Raw genomic sequence first — 15,743 nt, forward strand, 5'->3', positions numbered from 1 at the left:
GGCGCCGTGTTCAATATGTTCGAGGAGCTCTTCGCACCAGGCCGCAAGCACACCAACGACGAACGCAAGCGGCTCGAACTGAGCCGTGTGGACCTGAACGACGGTGATCCGGGCCGCGGCCCCATAGACCTGACCTCCGGCAAGGTGGTCGTACGGCTGCCCAAGCAGGAGCGAGACCAGGAGCAGGAGGGCGGGCAGGCCGACATGGGGGAGGAAGCCGTGTCGGAACCGGACGAGTCCTGAGGCCGGACGCCTACTTCACCTCCAGCTCCAGAATCCTGTCGTCGCCCTTGCCGGGGCTGCCCCGGCCGTCCGTCTCGCTCGTCATGAGCCAGAGCTTGTCGCCGCCCGCCGGGACCACCGTGCGCAGCCGCCCGTACTCGCCCTTCAGGAAGGCCTGCGGGGCGGCGGCGGCCTCCGTGCCCTTCAGCGGGATGCGCCACAGCCGCCGGCCGCGCAGCCCCGCCATCCAGATGGAGCCCTCGGCGTAGGCGATACCGCTCGGGGAGGCCTGGTCCGTGTGCCACTGGGCGACCGGGTTGTGGTACTTCGGGTCGTCGCTCCTGCCCTCGACCACCGGCCAGCCGTAGTTGTCGCCCGGCTTGATCTGGTTCAGCTCGTCCCAGGTGTCCTGACCGAACTCGGACGCCCACAGCCGCTGCTTGTCGTCCCAGGCGAGGCCCTGCACATTGCGGTGGCCGTACGAGTAGACCACCGAGTTGTCGAAGGGGTTGCCGGGCGCCGGATCGCCGTCCGGCGTCATCCGCAGGATCTTGCCGCCGAGCGCCTTCGTGTCCTGGGCCTGCCCCCGGTCACCCGTCTCGCCCGCTCCCGCGTACAGCATCCGGTCGGGACCGAACGCGATCCGCCCACCGTTGTGGATCATCCCCTTGGGGATGCCCTTGAAGATCGTGTCCGGCGCCCCGAGCTGCTCCCCGGACGGCTTCTTCTCGTCGTACAGCATGCGGACGATGCGGTTGTCCGAGGCCGTCGTGAAGTACGCGTAGATCATGTGGTCGGAGGCGTACGCGGGGGAGAGCGCGATGCCGAGGAGGCCGCCCTCGCCGGCGGGGGCCACGCCGGGCACCTGGCCCAGCTCGGTCTTCTTGCCGGTCTTCTCGTCGACCCGCGTGATCGTCCCCTCGTCCCGCGACGACACCAGCAGGCCGCCCTCCGGCAGCGGCGCCAGGCCCCAGGGCGACTTGAGGTCCTCGGTGACGGTGCGCACCACCTTCACCGAGCCCTTGGCGGGCGCGGCCGTCTCGGTGGCCCGCGGGGCGGACGACGCCCCCGTCCCCGTACCGTTCGACGACGGGCTCAGGCCGCCGATCGGCACCCCTCCTGCGCCACCGGAGGAACAGCCGGCGGTCACCACCAGTGCTGCCGCGGCCAACACGGCCTTCATCACTCGACGTTGCACGATCAGAGGTCCCTTCGACGCGGCGGTCCTACTGTTCATACACCGCGCGAGTCCCAGGGGTTCCCGAACCGGAAACACCCGGTCCCTCCGGAGCGGGGCGGCCTCAGTCCCAGGACCCCCGTGCCCCTGGCAGCGCCGCCACCTCCGCCAGGTCCTCCGGCGTCAGCCGCAGCCCCGCCGCCCCGGCGTTCTCCGTGACCCACCGTTCCCGCTTGGCCCCCGGCACCGGGACCACGTGCCGCCCCTGGGCCAGCACCCAGGCCAGCGCCACCTGGGCCGGCGTGACCGCGTTCCCGGGCAGGCCGTGGCGCCGGGCGATGCGCCGCAGCCCGACGACGATGGGCTGGTTCGCGGCCATCATCTCGGCCGTGAAGCGGGGGTGGCGGGCGCGCAGGTCATCGCGTTCGAACCCCTCGCCGGGGGTGAGCGTGCCGGTCAGGAAGCCGTTGCCCAGGGGCATCGCCGCCAGGAAGCCCACCCCGCGCGCCGCGCACCACGGCAGCAGCGCGTCCAGCGCCTCCGTCGACCACACCGACAGCTCCGCCTCCACCGCGCTCACCGGGAAGACCTGCTGCACCCGCTCCAGTTGCCGGATCGTTCCGTCGTGCAGCCGCGCCCCCGCACGACGGGCGGACCTGGCGCCCACCGCGCACAGCCCGAGCGAGCGCACCTTTCCGGCCGACACCAGGTCGGCCATCGCGCCCCACGTCTCCTCGACCGGAATCTCCGGGTCCGCGCGGTGCAGTTGATACAGGTCGATCACATCGGTCTGGAGGCGGCGCAGCGAAGCGTCGCAGGCCCGCCTCACATAGCCGGGGCGCCCATTGGCCACGATGTGCTGCTCGCCCACCAGCAGCCCCACCTTCGTCGACACGAAGGCCTCGGAGCGCCGCTCCTTCAGCGCCCGCCCCATCAGCAGCTCGTTGGTGAAGGGCCCGTACATGTCGGCCGTGTCGAGCAGCGTCGACCCCCGGTCGAGCGCCGCGTGCACCGCGCGCAGCGACTCCTCACCGCGCTGTCGCGAACCGGTGTACGCCCAGCTCATCGGCATGCACCCGAGCCCGATCGCCCCCACATCGAGCGTTGCCGCGCCGATCGTCCTGCGCTCCACCTGGCCCTGACCCTCCTTCTTCCGGCACCCCAACCTAACCTCTGCGCGACCGGGCGCCTGGCATAGCCTCCTGACCATGACTTCCGATGTGTGGCTTCCCTTTCACGCCGACGAGATCGAGGGCCTCCCCGAGGGCCTGAGCTACCGCTTCTGGGACGGCGACCAGGAGTTTCCCGCGGATCCCGCGCACTGCGAGTTCTACGTCGTCCCCTATATGAAGGCGCCCGGCGTCGGGCAGCGGCCGCTGGCCGAAATGACCTCTCTGCGGGTCGTGCAGACGCTCTCCGCGGGGGTCGACCACGTCCTGCGGGCCGTGCAGTCCCTGTCCCCGGGCGTGCAGTTGTGCAACGCACGCGGAGTGCACGAGGCGAGCACCGCCGAGCTCGCGCTCACGCTGATCCTCGCCTCGCTGCGGGGCGTTCCCGACTTCGTACGGGCGCAGGACAAGGGGGAGTGGCGCTCCGGATTCCATCCGGCGCTGGCCGACAAGTCCGTACTGATCGTGGGCTACGGCTCGATCGGGTCCGCGATCGAGGACCGGCTCACGCCCTTCGAGGTAGCGCGGGTGGCGCGCGTCGCGCGCTCTGAGCGCACCACGGCGCGCGGTCCGGTGCACCCACTCACGGAACTGCCCGCACTGCTCCCCGAGGCCGACATCGTGGTGCTCGCCACGCCCCTCACCGACAGCACACGGGGCCTGGTGAACGCCGAGTTCCTGGCCCGGATGAAGGACGGCGCACTGCTGGTGAACGTCGCCCGCGGGCCCGTCGTCGACACCAAGGCGCTGCTCGCCGAGCTGGACAGCGGGCGCCTCACCGCGGCCCTCGACGTCACCGATCCGGAGCCGCTGCCCCAGGGACATCCCTTGTGGCAGACGCCCGGCGTGCTCATCAGCCCCCATGTCGGCGGCCCCACCTCCGCGTTCCTGCCGCGCGCCGAGCGGCTTCTGACCGCGCAGTTGAATCGTTTCGTGAACCGGGAGCCCCTGGGCAACGTGGTCCTTACGACGGGCGCGTAGCCCGCTTCGGGCACCCTCCGCAGTCCGGCGAATGCGGGCGGTGTCCGCGCTGCCGCTGATCGTCACGGAGCGTAGAGGCACTATGTCCCTGAGTGACGAGACTGGTGTATCGTCCCGACAGGGGCTGCGCCGCGCACCGTTCGGCGCCGGGGATGGACATTCGGACTGCGAGGGGGGCGACGGGCGATGCACGGCCTATGGACCAACGATCCGACGCGGCGGGGCCGCCGACGACCCTGGCGCGCGGCCACGCGCAGACGCGGCCACGGCAGCCATGGTGGTCACGGTGGCCATCACCACCGCGGGCACAGCGGCCGCAGAAGGCATGCGCACCCAGCGCACACGGGCCAGCGGGACCCCGCGCGGACCGGGTGGGCCCGGTGAGCTCCCCCGGGGCGCTGCTGTCCCGTCGGCCGTTGTACGGCGCTGGGACGGGCGTGATTCCGCAACTCGTGCTGGCCCTGGTGTGCGCGGGCTACGCCTTCGGTTCCGCGCTCGGCTGGGGCTCCGCGAGCCTCGCGCTGTTCATGGGCGACTTCGGGCTGAGCGCCGCCGCGGGCACCGCAGCGGTCTCCTGCTTCCTCTACGCCCGCAGCCGCCGCAGCCGCTTTCGACCCGCGTGGCTGCTGTTCGCGCTCTCCTCCACCATGGCCTCGCTGGGCAACGGAGTCTGGGGGTGGTACGAGGTCGTCCTCGACCGCCAGGTCCCGAGTCCCAGTTACGCCGATCTCTTCTTCCTCTGTTTCGCTCCGCCCGCCATCGTAGGACTGCTCGTGCTAGCCAAGAGGCCCGTGACCAAGGCGGGTTGGGTCTGCCTGGCGCTGGACTCCTGGCTGATCGGCGGTTCCCTGCTCACACTGTCCTGGAGCCTCGCGCTCGCCCAGGCGGCGAAGTTCGACGGGCCCAGCGTCGCGCACACCGCGCTCTCGCTGGCGTACCCGCTGCTGGACATCGCCCTGGTCAGCATGGTGCTCGCGCTGCACTTCAGGCGCTCGTCGGTGAACCGCTCGGCGGTGAACACCGCGATCGGCGCGCTCGCCCTGACCGTGATGTGCGACGCCCTGTTCACCTCGCCCCTCCTGCACAACAACTACCACTCCGGGCAGCTCCTCGACGCGGGCTGGTTCGCCGGGTCACTGCTCCTCGCGTACGCCCCGTGGGTCGGTCCCCGGCTCGGGCAGCCGACCGCCGACGGTCACGACACGGAGGAGCCCCGTAGGGACGGGCACGCGCGCGTGGTGCACGAGCACATCCCGGGACCCCGCCAGGGCGGACCAGGGATCACCCAGGGATCTCAAGGGCATCAGGAGGCACCTCAGGGGGCTCAGGACGGTGGCCACAACCGGTATCCGGCCACCCGTCCGATCGCCGGATCACTGGCCGCACTCACGCCCTACCTGGCCGCCGCCGTGTGCACGCTGGGCATTCTCTACAACGTCCTGAACGGCCGCAGCGTCGACCGCGTCGTGCTCATCACGGCCGGCCTCGTCGTGCTCGCCCTCGTGGTGCGCCAGGGCATCATGCTGCTCGACAACATCACCCTCACCCAGGAGCTGGCCCAGCAGGAGAACCACTTCCGCTCCCTGGTGCAGGGCTCCAGCGACGTCATCATGATCGCCGCACCGAACGGCATCCTGCGGTACGTCAGCCCGGCCGCTGCCGGGGTCTACGGCCGCAACGCCGAGGAACTCGTCGGCTCCGAGCTCGCCTCCCTCATCCACCCCGAGGACCTCGGCTGTGTGGTGCACGAGGTGCGCCGCTTCCTGGCCGCAAGCCATCTGGAGGAGCCCACCACTCGCATCGAGTGCCGCTTCAAGTCCGGCGACGGCGGCTGGCTCAATGTGGAGTCCACCGTCAACCGACACCACGGCGGCCTCATCTTCAACAGCCGTGACGTGACCGAGCGGGTCCGGCTCCAGGCGCAGCTCCAGCACAACGCCGAACACGATCCGCTCACCGACCTGCCCAACCGTGCGCTGTTCACCCGGCGCGTCCAGCAGGCCCTGTCCGGCCGCCGCTCCACCGACCGCGGCGCCGCGCTGCGCGGCACGGCCGTCCTCTTCATCGACCTCGACGGTTTCAAGGCCGTCAACGACACGATCGGGCACCAGGCCGGCGATGAGCTCCTCGTCCAGGCCGCCCGCAGACTCCAGGACTCGGTGCGCCAGGGCGACACCGCCGCCCGCCTCGGCGGCGACGAGTTCGCGGCGCTCATCGTCGGCGACGGCAGCCGCGACCGGGGCGCGCGCGAACAGCAGATCCTGGAGCTCGCCGACCGGCTGCGGATCAAGCTCTCCCAGCCGTACGCCATCGGCGGCAACGATGTCCGCGTCGCCGCGTCCATCGGCGTCGGTTTCGCCGAACCGGGCCTGGGGGCGGGGGAGTTGCTGCGCAACGCCGACCTCGCCATGTACCGGGCCAAGGCGGCCGGAAAAGGCCGCGTCGAGCTGTACGCGCCCCAGATGCAGCAGGACGTCGTACGGAAGGCGGAGCTGGCCACCCGGCTGCGCTCCGCGCTCCAGGACGGCGAGTTCGCGCTGCTCCACCAGCCCGTGGTCTGCCTCGGCAATGGCCGGATCGCGACGGTCACCGCCCAGGCCCGCTGGCGTTCCTCCCAAGGGGTGCTCTTCACGCCGGCGGAGTTCCTGCGCGTCGCCGAGGACAGCGACAAGACCGCCGAGCTGGGCCGATGGATGCTCGAGCAGGCCGTCGAGCAGGCCGCCGAGCGGGCCGCCGCGGGTGTCACGGTGCCCGTCGCCGTGCGGATGAGCGCCCGGCGTCTGCTGGACCGCTCGATGCCGCTCGGCTCCGTGGAGGCCCTGCTGACCCGGCACGGGCTCGCCTCCGGCTCCCTGATCGTCGAGCTGGCCGACACCGACCCCCGGGTCTCCCTGGACGAGCTGGAGCGGCGGCTGAACGCGCTGCGGCGGCTCGGCGTCCGGATCGCCCTGGACGGCTTCGGCAGTGGCTACGCGGCCATCACGACGCTCAGAAGGCTGCCCGTCGACGTACTGAAGCTCGACCGGGGCCTCGTCGAGGGTGTTGTCGAGTCCGCCCGGCTGCACAAGATCACCAGCGGGCTGCTGCGGATCGCCACCGACCTCGGGCTGCAGTCCGTGGCCGACGGTGTGGACCTGCCCGAGCAGGTCGTCGCCCTGCGCGCGATGGGCTGCACACACGGACAGGGCATGGCCTTCTCCGGACCGCTCGACGAGTACCGGCTGCGCAGAGCGCTGTCCTGCGGTCACTACCCGGTGCCGCACGGCCCCGCCGAGCCCGCGTTCGCGGGCGGCGGCGCGGGGGTGTATACGAGTGGTGTGCCCGCAGTCTTCGGAGGCGGTACGGCCCTCCGCTCACATAATGAGACTCCCGTCCCACCCACTTGACAGTCAGTGCGTGCCGGGGGGAGGGTCAATGCCATGCGCACCCGAATTCTCGTACTTGGAAAGCGCGTCGGCTGAAGCTGGTGACCACCGGACGGACCCGGAACACCCAGCGACCGCACCCGGCGCGCTCCCCTCGCTTGCCTCACGGCACGAGGGGTTTTTTGTTGCACAGGCACCAGTCGTACACCGCACAAAACTCGCAAAAACCCTCAGCATCGAGAAGAGAATGCCGATGACCGAGCAGGCCACCGGGGCCCATCACCCGCAGCCGCGGCCCCGTTCCGGAGGACAGTCCGCCCCCGAGCACGTCACGGGAGCGCAGTCCCTCATCCGCTCGCTTGAGGAGGTCGGGGCCGAGACGGTATTCGGCATTCCCGGCGGCGCGATCCTTCCGGCGTACGACCCGCTGATGGACTCCACGCGTGTGCGGCACGTGCTCGTGCGGCACGAGCAGGGCGCGGGTCACGCGGCCACCGGTTACGCGCAGGCCACCGGCAAGGTCGGCGTCTGCATGGCGACCAGCGGCCCGGGTGCCACCAACCTGGTGACGCCGATCGCGGACGCGCACATGGACTCGGTGCCGCTCGTGGCGATCACCGGGCAGGTCGCGTCCAAGGCGATCGGCACGGACGCCTTCCAGGAGGCGGACATCGTCGGCATCACCATGCCGATCACCAAGCACAACTTCCTGGTGACCAAGGCCGAGGACATCCCGAGGACGATCGCGGAGGCCTTCCACATCGCCTCCACCGGCCGCCCGGGCCCCGTCCTCGTCGACATCGCCAAGGACGCCCTTCAGGCGCAGACCACCTTCCAGTGGCCGCCCACCCAGGACCTGCCCGGCTACCGCCCGGTGACCAAGCCGCACGCCAAGCAGATCCGCGAGGCCGCCAAGCTGATCACCCAGGCCAAGCGGCCCGTCCTCTACGTCGGCGGCGGCGTCCTCAAGGCCAAGGCCACCGCCGAGCTGAAGGTCCTCGCAGAACTCACCGGAGCGCCCGTCACCACCACCCTGATGGCGCTCGGCGCATTCCCCGACAGCCACCCGCTGCACGTGGGAATGCCGGGCATGCACGGTGCGGTCACCGCCGTCACCGCGCTGCAGAAGGCCGACCTGATCGTCGCCCTCGGAGCCCGCTTCGACGACCGCGTCACCGGCAAGCTGGACAGCTTCGCCCCGTACGCCAAGATCGTCCACGCCGACATCGACCCGGCCGAGATCGGCAAGAACCGCGCCGCGGACGTGCCGATCGTCGGTGACGCCCGCGAGGTCATCGCCGACCTGGTCCAGGCCGTGCAGAAGGAGCACAGCGAGGGCCACGCCGGCGACTACGCCGCCTGGTGGAAGGACCTCAACCGCTGGCGCGAGACCTACCCACTGGGCTACGAGCAGCCGGACAACGGCTCCCTGTCGCCCCAGCAGGTGATCGAGCGGATCGGACAGCTCGCCCCCGAGGGCACCATCTTCGCGGCGGGCGTCGGCCAGCACCAGATGTGGGCCGCGCACTACGTCCAGTACGAGCAGCCCGCGACCTGGCTGAACTCCGGCGGCGCCGGAACGATGGGCTACGCGGTCCCGGCCGCGATGGGCGCCAAGGCCGGTCAGCCGGACAGGACGGTCTGGGCGATCGACGGTGACGGCTGCTTCCAGATGACCAATCAGGAGCTCACCACCTGCGCCCTGAACAACATCCCGATCAAGGTCGCCATCATCAACAACGGCGCCCTCGGGATGGTCCGCCAGTGGCAGACCCTCTTCTACAACCAGCGCTACTCCAACACCGTGCTGCACTCCGGCCCGGACGCGGACGGCAAGCAGCCGAGCGCCGGCACCCGCGTCCCCGACTTCGTGAAGCTGTCGGAGGCCATGGGCTGCTACGCGATCCGCTGCGAGTCCCCCGAGGACCTCGACAAGGTCATCGCGGAGGCGAACTCGATCAACGACCGCCCCGTCGTGGTCGACTTCATCGTGCACGAGGACGCCATGGTGTGGCCGATGGTCGCCGCCGGCACCTCGAACGACGAGATCATGGCCGCCCGGGACGTCCGCCCCGACTTCGGCGACAACGAAGACGACTGAGACCGAGAGAGAGCCGAGTCCACCACCATGAGCACCAAGCACACCCTCTCCGTCCTCGTCGAGAACAAGCCGGGTGTCCTCGCCCGGATCACCGCCCTGTTCTCCCGCCGCGGCTTCAACATCGACTCGCTCGCCGTCGGTGTCACCGAGCACCCCGACATCTCGCGCATCACCATCGTGGTGAACGTGATCGAGGCGCTGCCGCTCGAACAGGTCACCAAGCAGCTCAACAAGCTCGTCAACGTGCTGAAGATCGTCGAACTGGAACCCGGCTCGGCGGTGCAGCGCGAACTCGTTCTGGTGAAGGTGCGTGCCGACAACGAGACGCGCTCCCAGATCGTCGAGATCGTCCAGCTGTTCCGCGCCAAGACCGTGGACGTCTCTCCGGAGGCCGTCACCATCGAGGCCACCGGCGGCAGCGACAAGCTGGAGGCCATGCTCAAGATGCTGGAGCCGTTCGGCATCAAGGAGCTCGTCCAGTCCGGCACGATCGCGATCGGAAGAGGGGCGCGTTCGATCACGGACCGCTCGCTGCGCGCGCTCGACCGATCAGCCTGATCCTTGGTAGGGGCGGTCGGCGATCACCGACCGCCCGTATACCGAGACCCGAAAACTTCCCTTCCCCCGCCCGCCGTACGGTGGGACGCAACACCGCACACCAAGGAGAACCCCAGTGGCCGAGCTGTTCTACGACGACGACGCCGACCTGTCCATCATCCAGGGCCGCAAGGTCGCGGTCATCGGCTACGGCAGCCAGGGCCACGCCCACGCGCTGTCGCTGCGCGACTCGGGTGTCGACGTCCGCGTCGGTCTGCACGAGGGCTCCAAGTCCAAGGCCAAGGCCGAGGAGCAGGGCCTGCGCGTGGTGACGCCGTCGGAGGCCGCGGCCGAGGCCGACGTCATCATGATCCTGGTGCCGGACCCGATCCAGGCCCAGGTCTACGAGGAGTCCATCAAGGACAACCTGAAGGACGGCGACGCGCTGTTCTTCGGCCACGGTCTGAACATCCGCTTCGGCTTCATCAAGCCCCCGGCCGGTGTCGACGTCGCCATGGTCGCCCCCAAGGGCCCGGGCCACCTGGTGCGCCGCCAGTACGAGGAGGGTCGCGGCGTTCCCTGCATCGCGGCCGTCGAGCAGGACTCCACGGGCAGCGCCTTCCCGCTCGCCCTGTCCTACGCCAAGGGCATCGGCGGCACCCGCGCGGGCGTCATCAAGACGACCTTCACGGAGGAGACCGAGACCGACCTGTTCGGTGAGCAGGCCGTTCTCTGCGGTGGCACCGCGGCGCTGGTCAAGGCGGGCTTCGAGACGCTGACCGAGGCCGGCTACCAGCCGGAGATCGCGTACTTCGAGTGCCTCCACGAGCTGAAGCTCATCGTCGACCTCATGTACGAGGGCGGCCTGGAGAAGATGCGCTGGTCGGTCTCCGAGACCGCCGAGTGGGGCGACTACGTCACCGGCCCGCGGATCATCACGGACGCCACCAAGGCCGAGATGAAGAAGGTCCTCGCGGAGATCCAGGACGGCACCTTCGCCAAGAACTGGATGGAGGAGTACCACTCCGGCCTGAAGAAGTACAACGAGTACAAGACGCAGGACGAGAACAGCCTCCTGGAGTCCACCGGCAAGGAGCTCCGCAAGCTCATGTCGTGGGTCAACGACGAGGCGTAAGCCGTACGGCCGAAGGGGCCGGAGCATCCGCTCCGGCCCCTTCGGCCAACCCTGGGTAACGCCCGTGAGCGCGCCGTTGTCCACCCCGTCCAGCCACGGACGGGTGATCCTTCCACGGAGGCGCAAGAAGGCCCCCGTTGCGGCACTACACTGCTGCACAACATACGCGTCAGGCCCACAGCGTCGTGCGTCTTCCACGCGGCTAGCAACCCTCCACCGCATGCGGCCGTCGGGACGGCCGTCCGCATTGGACCTGTGAGGACTCACGTGAGCTCGAAACCTGTCGTACTCATCGCTGAAGAGCTGTCGCCCGCGACCGTCGACGCCCTGGGCCCGGACTTCGAGATCCGGCACGCGAACGGCGCGGACCGCGCCGAGCTGCTGCCCGCGATCGCCGACGTCGACGCGATCCTGATCCGTTCGGCCACCAAGGTCGACGCGGAGGCCGTGGCCGCCGCGAAGAAGCTCAAGGTCGTCGCACGAGCCGGCGTCGGCCTGGACAACGTCGACGTCTCCGCCGCCACCAAGGCCGGCGTGATGGTCGTCAACGCCCCCACCTCGAACATCGTGACCGCGGCCGAGCTGGCCTGCGGCCTCCTCCTCGCCACCGCGCGCCACATCCCGCAGGCCAACTCGGCGCTGAAGAACGGCGAGTGGAAGCGCTCGAAGTACACCGGCGTCGAGCTCGCCGAGAAGACCCTCGGTGTCGTCGGTCTCGGCCGCATCGGCGCGCTGGTCGCGCAGCGGATGTCCGCGTTCGGCATGAAGGTCGTCGCCTACGACCCCTACGTCCAGCCCGCCCGGGCCGCGCAGATGGGCGTCAAGGTCCTCTCCCTCGACGAGCTGCTCGAGGTCTCGGACTTCATCACCGTGCACCTGCCCAAGACGCCCGAGACGGTCGGTCTCATCGGCGACGAGGCGCTGCACAAGGTCAAGCCGTCGGTGCGGATCGTCAACGCCGCGCGCGGCGGGATCGTCGACGAGGAGGCGCTGTTCTCGGCGCTCAAGGAGGGCCGCGTCGCCGGCGCCGGCCTCGACGTGTACGCGAAGGAGCCCTGCACGGACTCCCCGCTCTTCGAGCTCGACCAGGTCGTCTGCACCCCGCACCTCGGCGCCTCCACCGACGAGGCGCAGGAGAAGGCCGGTGTCTCCGTCGCCCGCTCGGTGCGCCTCGCCCTCGCCGGTGAGCTCGTCCCGGACGCGGTGAACGTGCAGGGCGGTGTCATCGCCGAGGACGTCAAGCCCGGTCTGCCGCTCGCCGAGAAGCTCGGCCGCATCTTCACCGCCCTCGCGGGCGAGGTCGCGGTCCGCCTCGACGTCGAGGTGTACGGCGAGATCACCCAGCACGACGTCAAGGTGCTCGAACTCTCCGCGCTCAAGGGCGTGTTCGAGGACGTCGTCGACGAGACGGTGTCGTACGTCAACGCCCCGCTGTTCGCGCAGGAGCGCGGCGTCGAGGTCCGTCTGACCACGAGTTCGGAGTCCCCCGACCACCGCAACGTGGTCACCGTGCGCGGCACGCTCGGCGACGGCCAGGAGGTCTCGGTCTCCGGCACGCTGGCCGGCCCCAAGCACCTGCAGAAGATCGTCGCCGTCGGTGAGTACGACGTGGACCTCGCGCTCGCCGACCACATGGCCGTGCTGAGCTACGAGGACCGTCCCGGTGTCGTCGGCACCGTCGGCCGCATCCTCGGCGAGGCGGGTATCAACATCGCCGGCATGCAGGTCGCGCGTGCCGCCGCGGGCGGCGAGGCCCTCGCGGTCCTCACCGTCGACGACACGGTCCCGCAGAACGTGCTGAGCGAGGTGGCCGAGGAGATCGGCGCCACCTCGGCGCGCTCGGTGAACCTCGTCTGACCTTCGCGGTACGCGGTCCGGGGCCCGGTCACCTCAGGTGACCGGGCCCCGGTCATGCGCGGGAGTCCCGGGGCGGCTCGACCAGTCCCTCCCGGTAGGCGATGGCCACGGCCTCGGTGCGGCCCGAGGCGCCCAGCTTGGCGAGGATGTTGGAAACGTGCACGCTCGCCGTCTTCCCCGTGATGAACAGCTCCTCGCCGATCTGACGGTTGGTACGGCCGCGGGCCAGCAGCCTCAGGACATCGCTCTCGCGGGCGGTCAGCGCCGGGACACGGTCCGCGGCGGACGGTGAGTCGGCGAGACGACCGCGCCGGATCAGGGCGTCCAGCTCCTCGCGCAGCGGTACGGCGCCGAGCCGGACGGCGGTGTCGCGCGCCGTGCGGGCCCGCTCGGCGGCCTCCTCCCGACGGTCCGCCACGAGCAGCGCCTCGGCCAGCCGTCTTTCGCAGCGGGCCAGTTCATAGGGATCGCCGTAGTCGAACGCGGCGACCGCCTTCTCCCAGGCGGCCACCTCGGGACCCGAGTGCGCGCGCAGCCACTCCGCCTCGGCGCGGGCGAGCCAGGCCAGCCCCTCCGGTCCCTGCCGCGAGCCGTCCTCCCCCTTCGCGGCCGTGCTCCGGGCGACCTCCACCAGCTCGGTCGCGAGGTCCGCCCAGCGCCGGGAGCCCGCCTCGTCGCCGGTCAGACGCAGCTCGACGGCGGCGTCCGCGACCGCCGACAGAGCCAGCGCCGCGAGCCGCACACCGATGTCGGGCCGCTCGCTGCCGGAGCCGTCGCTGAGCGATGCGAGCGTCGCACGTACGGAGGCGACGGCGCCCTCGGGATCACCGCGCAGGGCTGCGGCGTCGGTCAGCACGATGCCCGCGACGAGCGTGGCCATCCAGTCGAACGGTCCGTCGAGCAGCGCGCGGGCCCGCTCGGCGGCCCCCTCCTCGCCGCGCGCCAGGGCGACGTACAACGCGGGTCCGACGGCGAAGCCGCCCGCCGGTGGCAGCCGTTGGGCGTCGACGGCGGCGGCCCGCGCGCACTCGTCCCAGCGGCCCAGGGTGTAGAGGATCAGGGACTGGAGGTAGCGCAGCTCCAGCGCGTACGGGGAGGAGACGAGGCCGGAGCGGTTCGCCCGCTCGAGTCCCTCGGCGAGCCAGGTCAGGCACTCGTCCAGGGCCCCGGACTCGTAGGCCCCGATGGCGAGGTTGAAGTGGGCGCGCATCTCGATGGAGACATTGCGGGCGCGCCGGGCCAGGTCACGGGCCTGCCGAAGCCGCTCCCGGCCCTCGGTCGTACGCCGGTTGTGGTCTTCCAGACCGACCAGGGAGATGATCAAGTCGGCCTGGGCGTCGGCGAGTCGGAGCTCCTCGGCGGTGCGCAGCGCCTGTCGGGCGACGCGCTCGGCGTCCTCGTCGTGGCCCATGTACCGCGCGGCCATGACATGGGTGGCCGCCGCCCACACCCAGGTGTGCGACGGGGGCTCGGCCGGGATCATGGCCAGCGCCTCGCTGCTGTAGGTGAAGGCGGCCTTCAGACTGTCGACGCGCATCAGATTGCCCGCGAGGGTGTAGCGGACGCGGGCGGCGAGCTCCGAGTCCGCGTCCGATCCCGCCCTGGCGAGTGCGGCGCGGGTGAGGGAGACCGCCCGGTGGGTCTGGCCGGCGTGCGCGGCGGCGGCGGAGGCGCGCAGGGTGAGGGTGACCGGGTCGCCGTTGCGGGGGCGGGCGCCGGGGTCCACCGCGGGCCACAGTTCGAGCGCGGCCTCCACGTGGTGCAGCTCCTCGGCGGGCGCGCCGACCCGCTGGGCGTGGTCGGCGGCTTCCAGCGAGGCGGTCAGAGCGTCCGCGAGATCGTGGCTCTCCCGCGAGTGGTGGGCGCGCTCGGCCGCGCTTTCCGCCGTGTGACCGCGTCCGGCGAGGAGTCTGGCGAACGAGCCGTGCAGCCGGACCCGCTCGCCGGGCAGCAGATCGGCGTAGACGGCCTCACGGGCGAGGGCGTGCCGGAAGGAGTACGTGGCGTCGTCGCCGGGGACCAGCAGCTGCCGTCCTACGGCCTCCCGCAGCGCCGACTCCAGCTCTTCCTCGGGCAGTTGTACGGCGTCACGCAGCAGGTCGTGCTCGACGCGCCGCCCGGCGACCGCGGCCGTGCGCAGCACCTGCTGGGCGGTGTCGGAGAGTTGCTCGATCCGGATGAGGAGGAGGTCGGCGAGGCCGCTCGGCATGGCGGGCGCCGCGGGGTCGAGGTCGCTCGGCAGCGCGGCGAGCAGCTCCTCCGCGTAGAAGGCGTTGCCTTCGGCGCGGTCGACTATGCGGCGGACGGTGGTGTCGGAGAGGGCGTCCGTCCGCAGGGCACGCACCAGGCGGGCCACTTCGGCGTCGGCCATGGGGCGCAGTTCGAGCCGGTCCACGGAGGGGAGCCGGGCCAGCTCGGCGAGCAGGGGGCGCAGGGGGTGGCGGCGGTGCAGGTCGTCCGAGCGGTACGAGGCGAAGAGGGCGAGGCGGTGGGTGGGCGAGCCGGGGGTCGGATTCTGCAGGGCGCCTCGGCTGAGGAGGAAGCGCAGGAGGTCCCTCGATGACTGGTCCGCCCAGTGGAGGTCTTCGAGGACCAGGAGGAGGGGGGTGATGTCGGCGGCGTCCGCCAGCAGGCCGGCCACGCCCTCGAAGAGTCGCAGCCGGCTGCCGGTGTCCGTGTCCGTCCCGCTGCCGGAGCCCAGCAGGCGGTCGACCGCCGGGTGTGCCGCGAGGGCGGCGGCGAACCGCTCGTCTCCGCCGAGCGCGCCGAGGATCTCCGTGAACGGCAGATAGGGCAGGCCCACGTCGCCGAGGTCCACGCAGTGGCCGGTGAGCACCGTCATGCCGGTGTGCGTGGCGTGTGCGGCGGCTTCCGTCAGGACGCGGGTCTTGCCGACGCCGGCGTCCCCGGAGAGGACGACGGCGCGCGGGGTGCCTGCGCGGGCGCGGTCCAGCACGCCGGTGAGCCAGGCGAGTTCGTCGTCGCGGCCGATGAACGGCGTACCGGATGTCTGTGCCACGCCGCCATCCTGACACGCCCCACCGACAACGCCCCGCCCCCGTCCGCGCCCCTACCGGCCCCGGCCCCCTCATCAACCTGAACGCCCTCGTCCTCAAACGCCGGACCGTCCGAAAACCCCGGGCAGGACCCGGGGTTCTCAGGGGCGCGGGGAACGGCGCGACCGGCCCCCACCACCCGC

10 protein-coding genes are annotated in these 15,743 nt (G+C 71.2%); 7 read left to right on the forward strand and 3 right to left on the reverse strand.

Annotated features, from left to right (window positions below; translation table 11 throughout):
• The first annotated feature begins 6 nt into the window (after window positions 1-6).
• The gene (locus tag ACZ7M2_RS42525; protein ID WP_471599891.1) at window positions 7-243 is read left to right on the forward strand and encodes a DUF6191 domain-containing protein; all 237 of its coding nucleotides are present in this window, start codon (window positions 7-9) and stop codon (window positions 241-243) included.
• Between the two features lie 10 nt (window positions 244-253).
• Here ACZ7M2_RS42525 and ACZ7M2_RS42530 read toward each other — a convergent pair whose 3' ends face one another.
• A complete protein-coding gene (locus ACZ7M2_RS42530) occupies window positions 254-1,405 on the reverse strand; it encodes a PQQ-dependent sugar dehydrogenase (RefSeq protein WP_471599892.1) in 1,152 nt (383 codons plus the stop codon).
• Window positions 1,406-1,523: 118 nt separating this feature from the next.
• Complete coding sequence (locus tag ACZ7M2_RS42535) at window positions 1,524-2,531, reverse strand: aldo/keto reductase (protein ID WP_471599893.1); 1,008 nt, start codon at window positions 2,529-2,531, stop codon at window positions 1,524-1,526.
• A 76-nt stretch (window positions 2,532-2,607) separates the two neighbouring features.
• Between ACZ7M2_RS42535 and ACZ7M2_RS42540 the strand changes: the two genes are divergently transcribed.
• The 6 genes from ACZ7M2_RS42540 to serA all read left to right on the forward strand — a co-directional run bounded on the left by ACZ7M2_RS42540 (window position 2,608) and on the right by serA (window position 12,544).
• Window positions 2,608-3,549 (forward strand): 2-hydroxyacid dehydrogenase, encoded by a 942-nt coding sequence (locus ACZ7M2_RS42540; RefSeq protein ID WP_352049356.1) that lies wholly within the window; start codon window positions 2,608-2,610, stop codon window positions 3,547-3,549.
• A 380-nt stretch (window positions 3,550-3,929) separates the two neighbouring features.
• Window positions 3,930-6,935 carry a putative bifunctional diguanylate cyclase/phosphodiesterase gene (locus ACZ7M2_RS42545; protein WP_471599894.1) on the forward strand — a complete coding sequence of 1,002 codons (3,006 nt, stop codon included), beginning with the start codon at window positions 3,930-3,932 and terminating at the stop codon, window positions 6,933-6,935.
• 226 nt (window positions 6,936-7,161) lie between these two features.
• Window positions 7,162-9,015 carry an acetolactate synthase large subunit gene (locus ACZ7M2_RS42550; RefSeq protein ID WP_471599895.1) on the forward strand — a complete coding sequence of 618 codons (1,854 nt, stop codon included), beginning with the start codon at window positions 7,162-7,164 and terminating at the stop codon, window positions 9,013-9,015.
• Window positions 9,016-9,042: 27 nt separating this feature from the next.
• Complete coding sequence (ilvN, locus tag ACZ7M2_RS42555) at window positions 9,043-9,573, forward strand: acetolactate synthase small subunit (protein WP_054234575.1); 531 nt, start codon at window positions 9,043-9,045, stop codon at window positions 9,571-9,573.
• 115 nt (window positions 9,574-9,688) lie between these two features.
• Window positions 9,689-10,687: a ketol-acid reductoisomerase gene (gene ilvC / locus ACZ7M2_RS42560; protein ID WP_471599896.1), complete on the forward strand. Its 999-nt coding sequence runs from the start codon at window positions 9,689-9,691 to the stop codon at window positions 10,685-10,687.
• A 267-nt stretch (window positions 10,688-10,954) separates the two neighbouring features.
• Window positions 10,955-12,544 carry a phosphoglycerate dehydrogenase gene (gene serA / locus ACZ7M2_RS42565; RefSeq protein WP_352049359.1) on the forward strand — a complete coding sequence of 530 codons (1,590 nt, stop codon included), beginning with the start codon at window positions 10,955-10,957 and terminating at the stop codon, window positions 12,542-12,544.
• Between the two features lie 52 nt (window positions 12,545-12,596).
• Here serA and ACZ7M2_RS42570 read toward each other — a convergent pair whose 3' ends face one another.
• Window positions 12,597-15,563 carry a helix-turn-helix transcriptional regulator gene (locus ACZ7M2_RS42570; protein ID WP_471599897.1) on the reverse strand — a complete coding sequence of 989 codons (2,967 nt, stop codon included), beginning with the start codon at window positions 15,561-15,563 and terminating at the stop codon, window positions 12,597-12,599.
• Between the last annotated feature and the right edge of the window lie 180 nt (window positions 15,564-15,743).

The organism is Streptomyces sp. NPDC111507 (genome assembly GCF_055638955.1).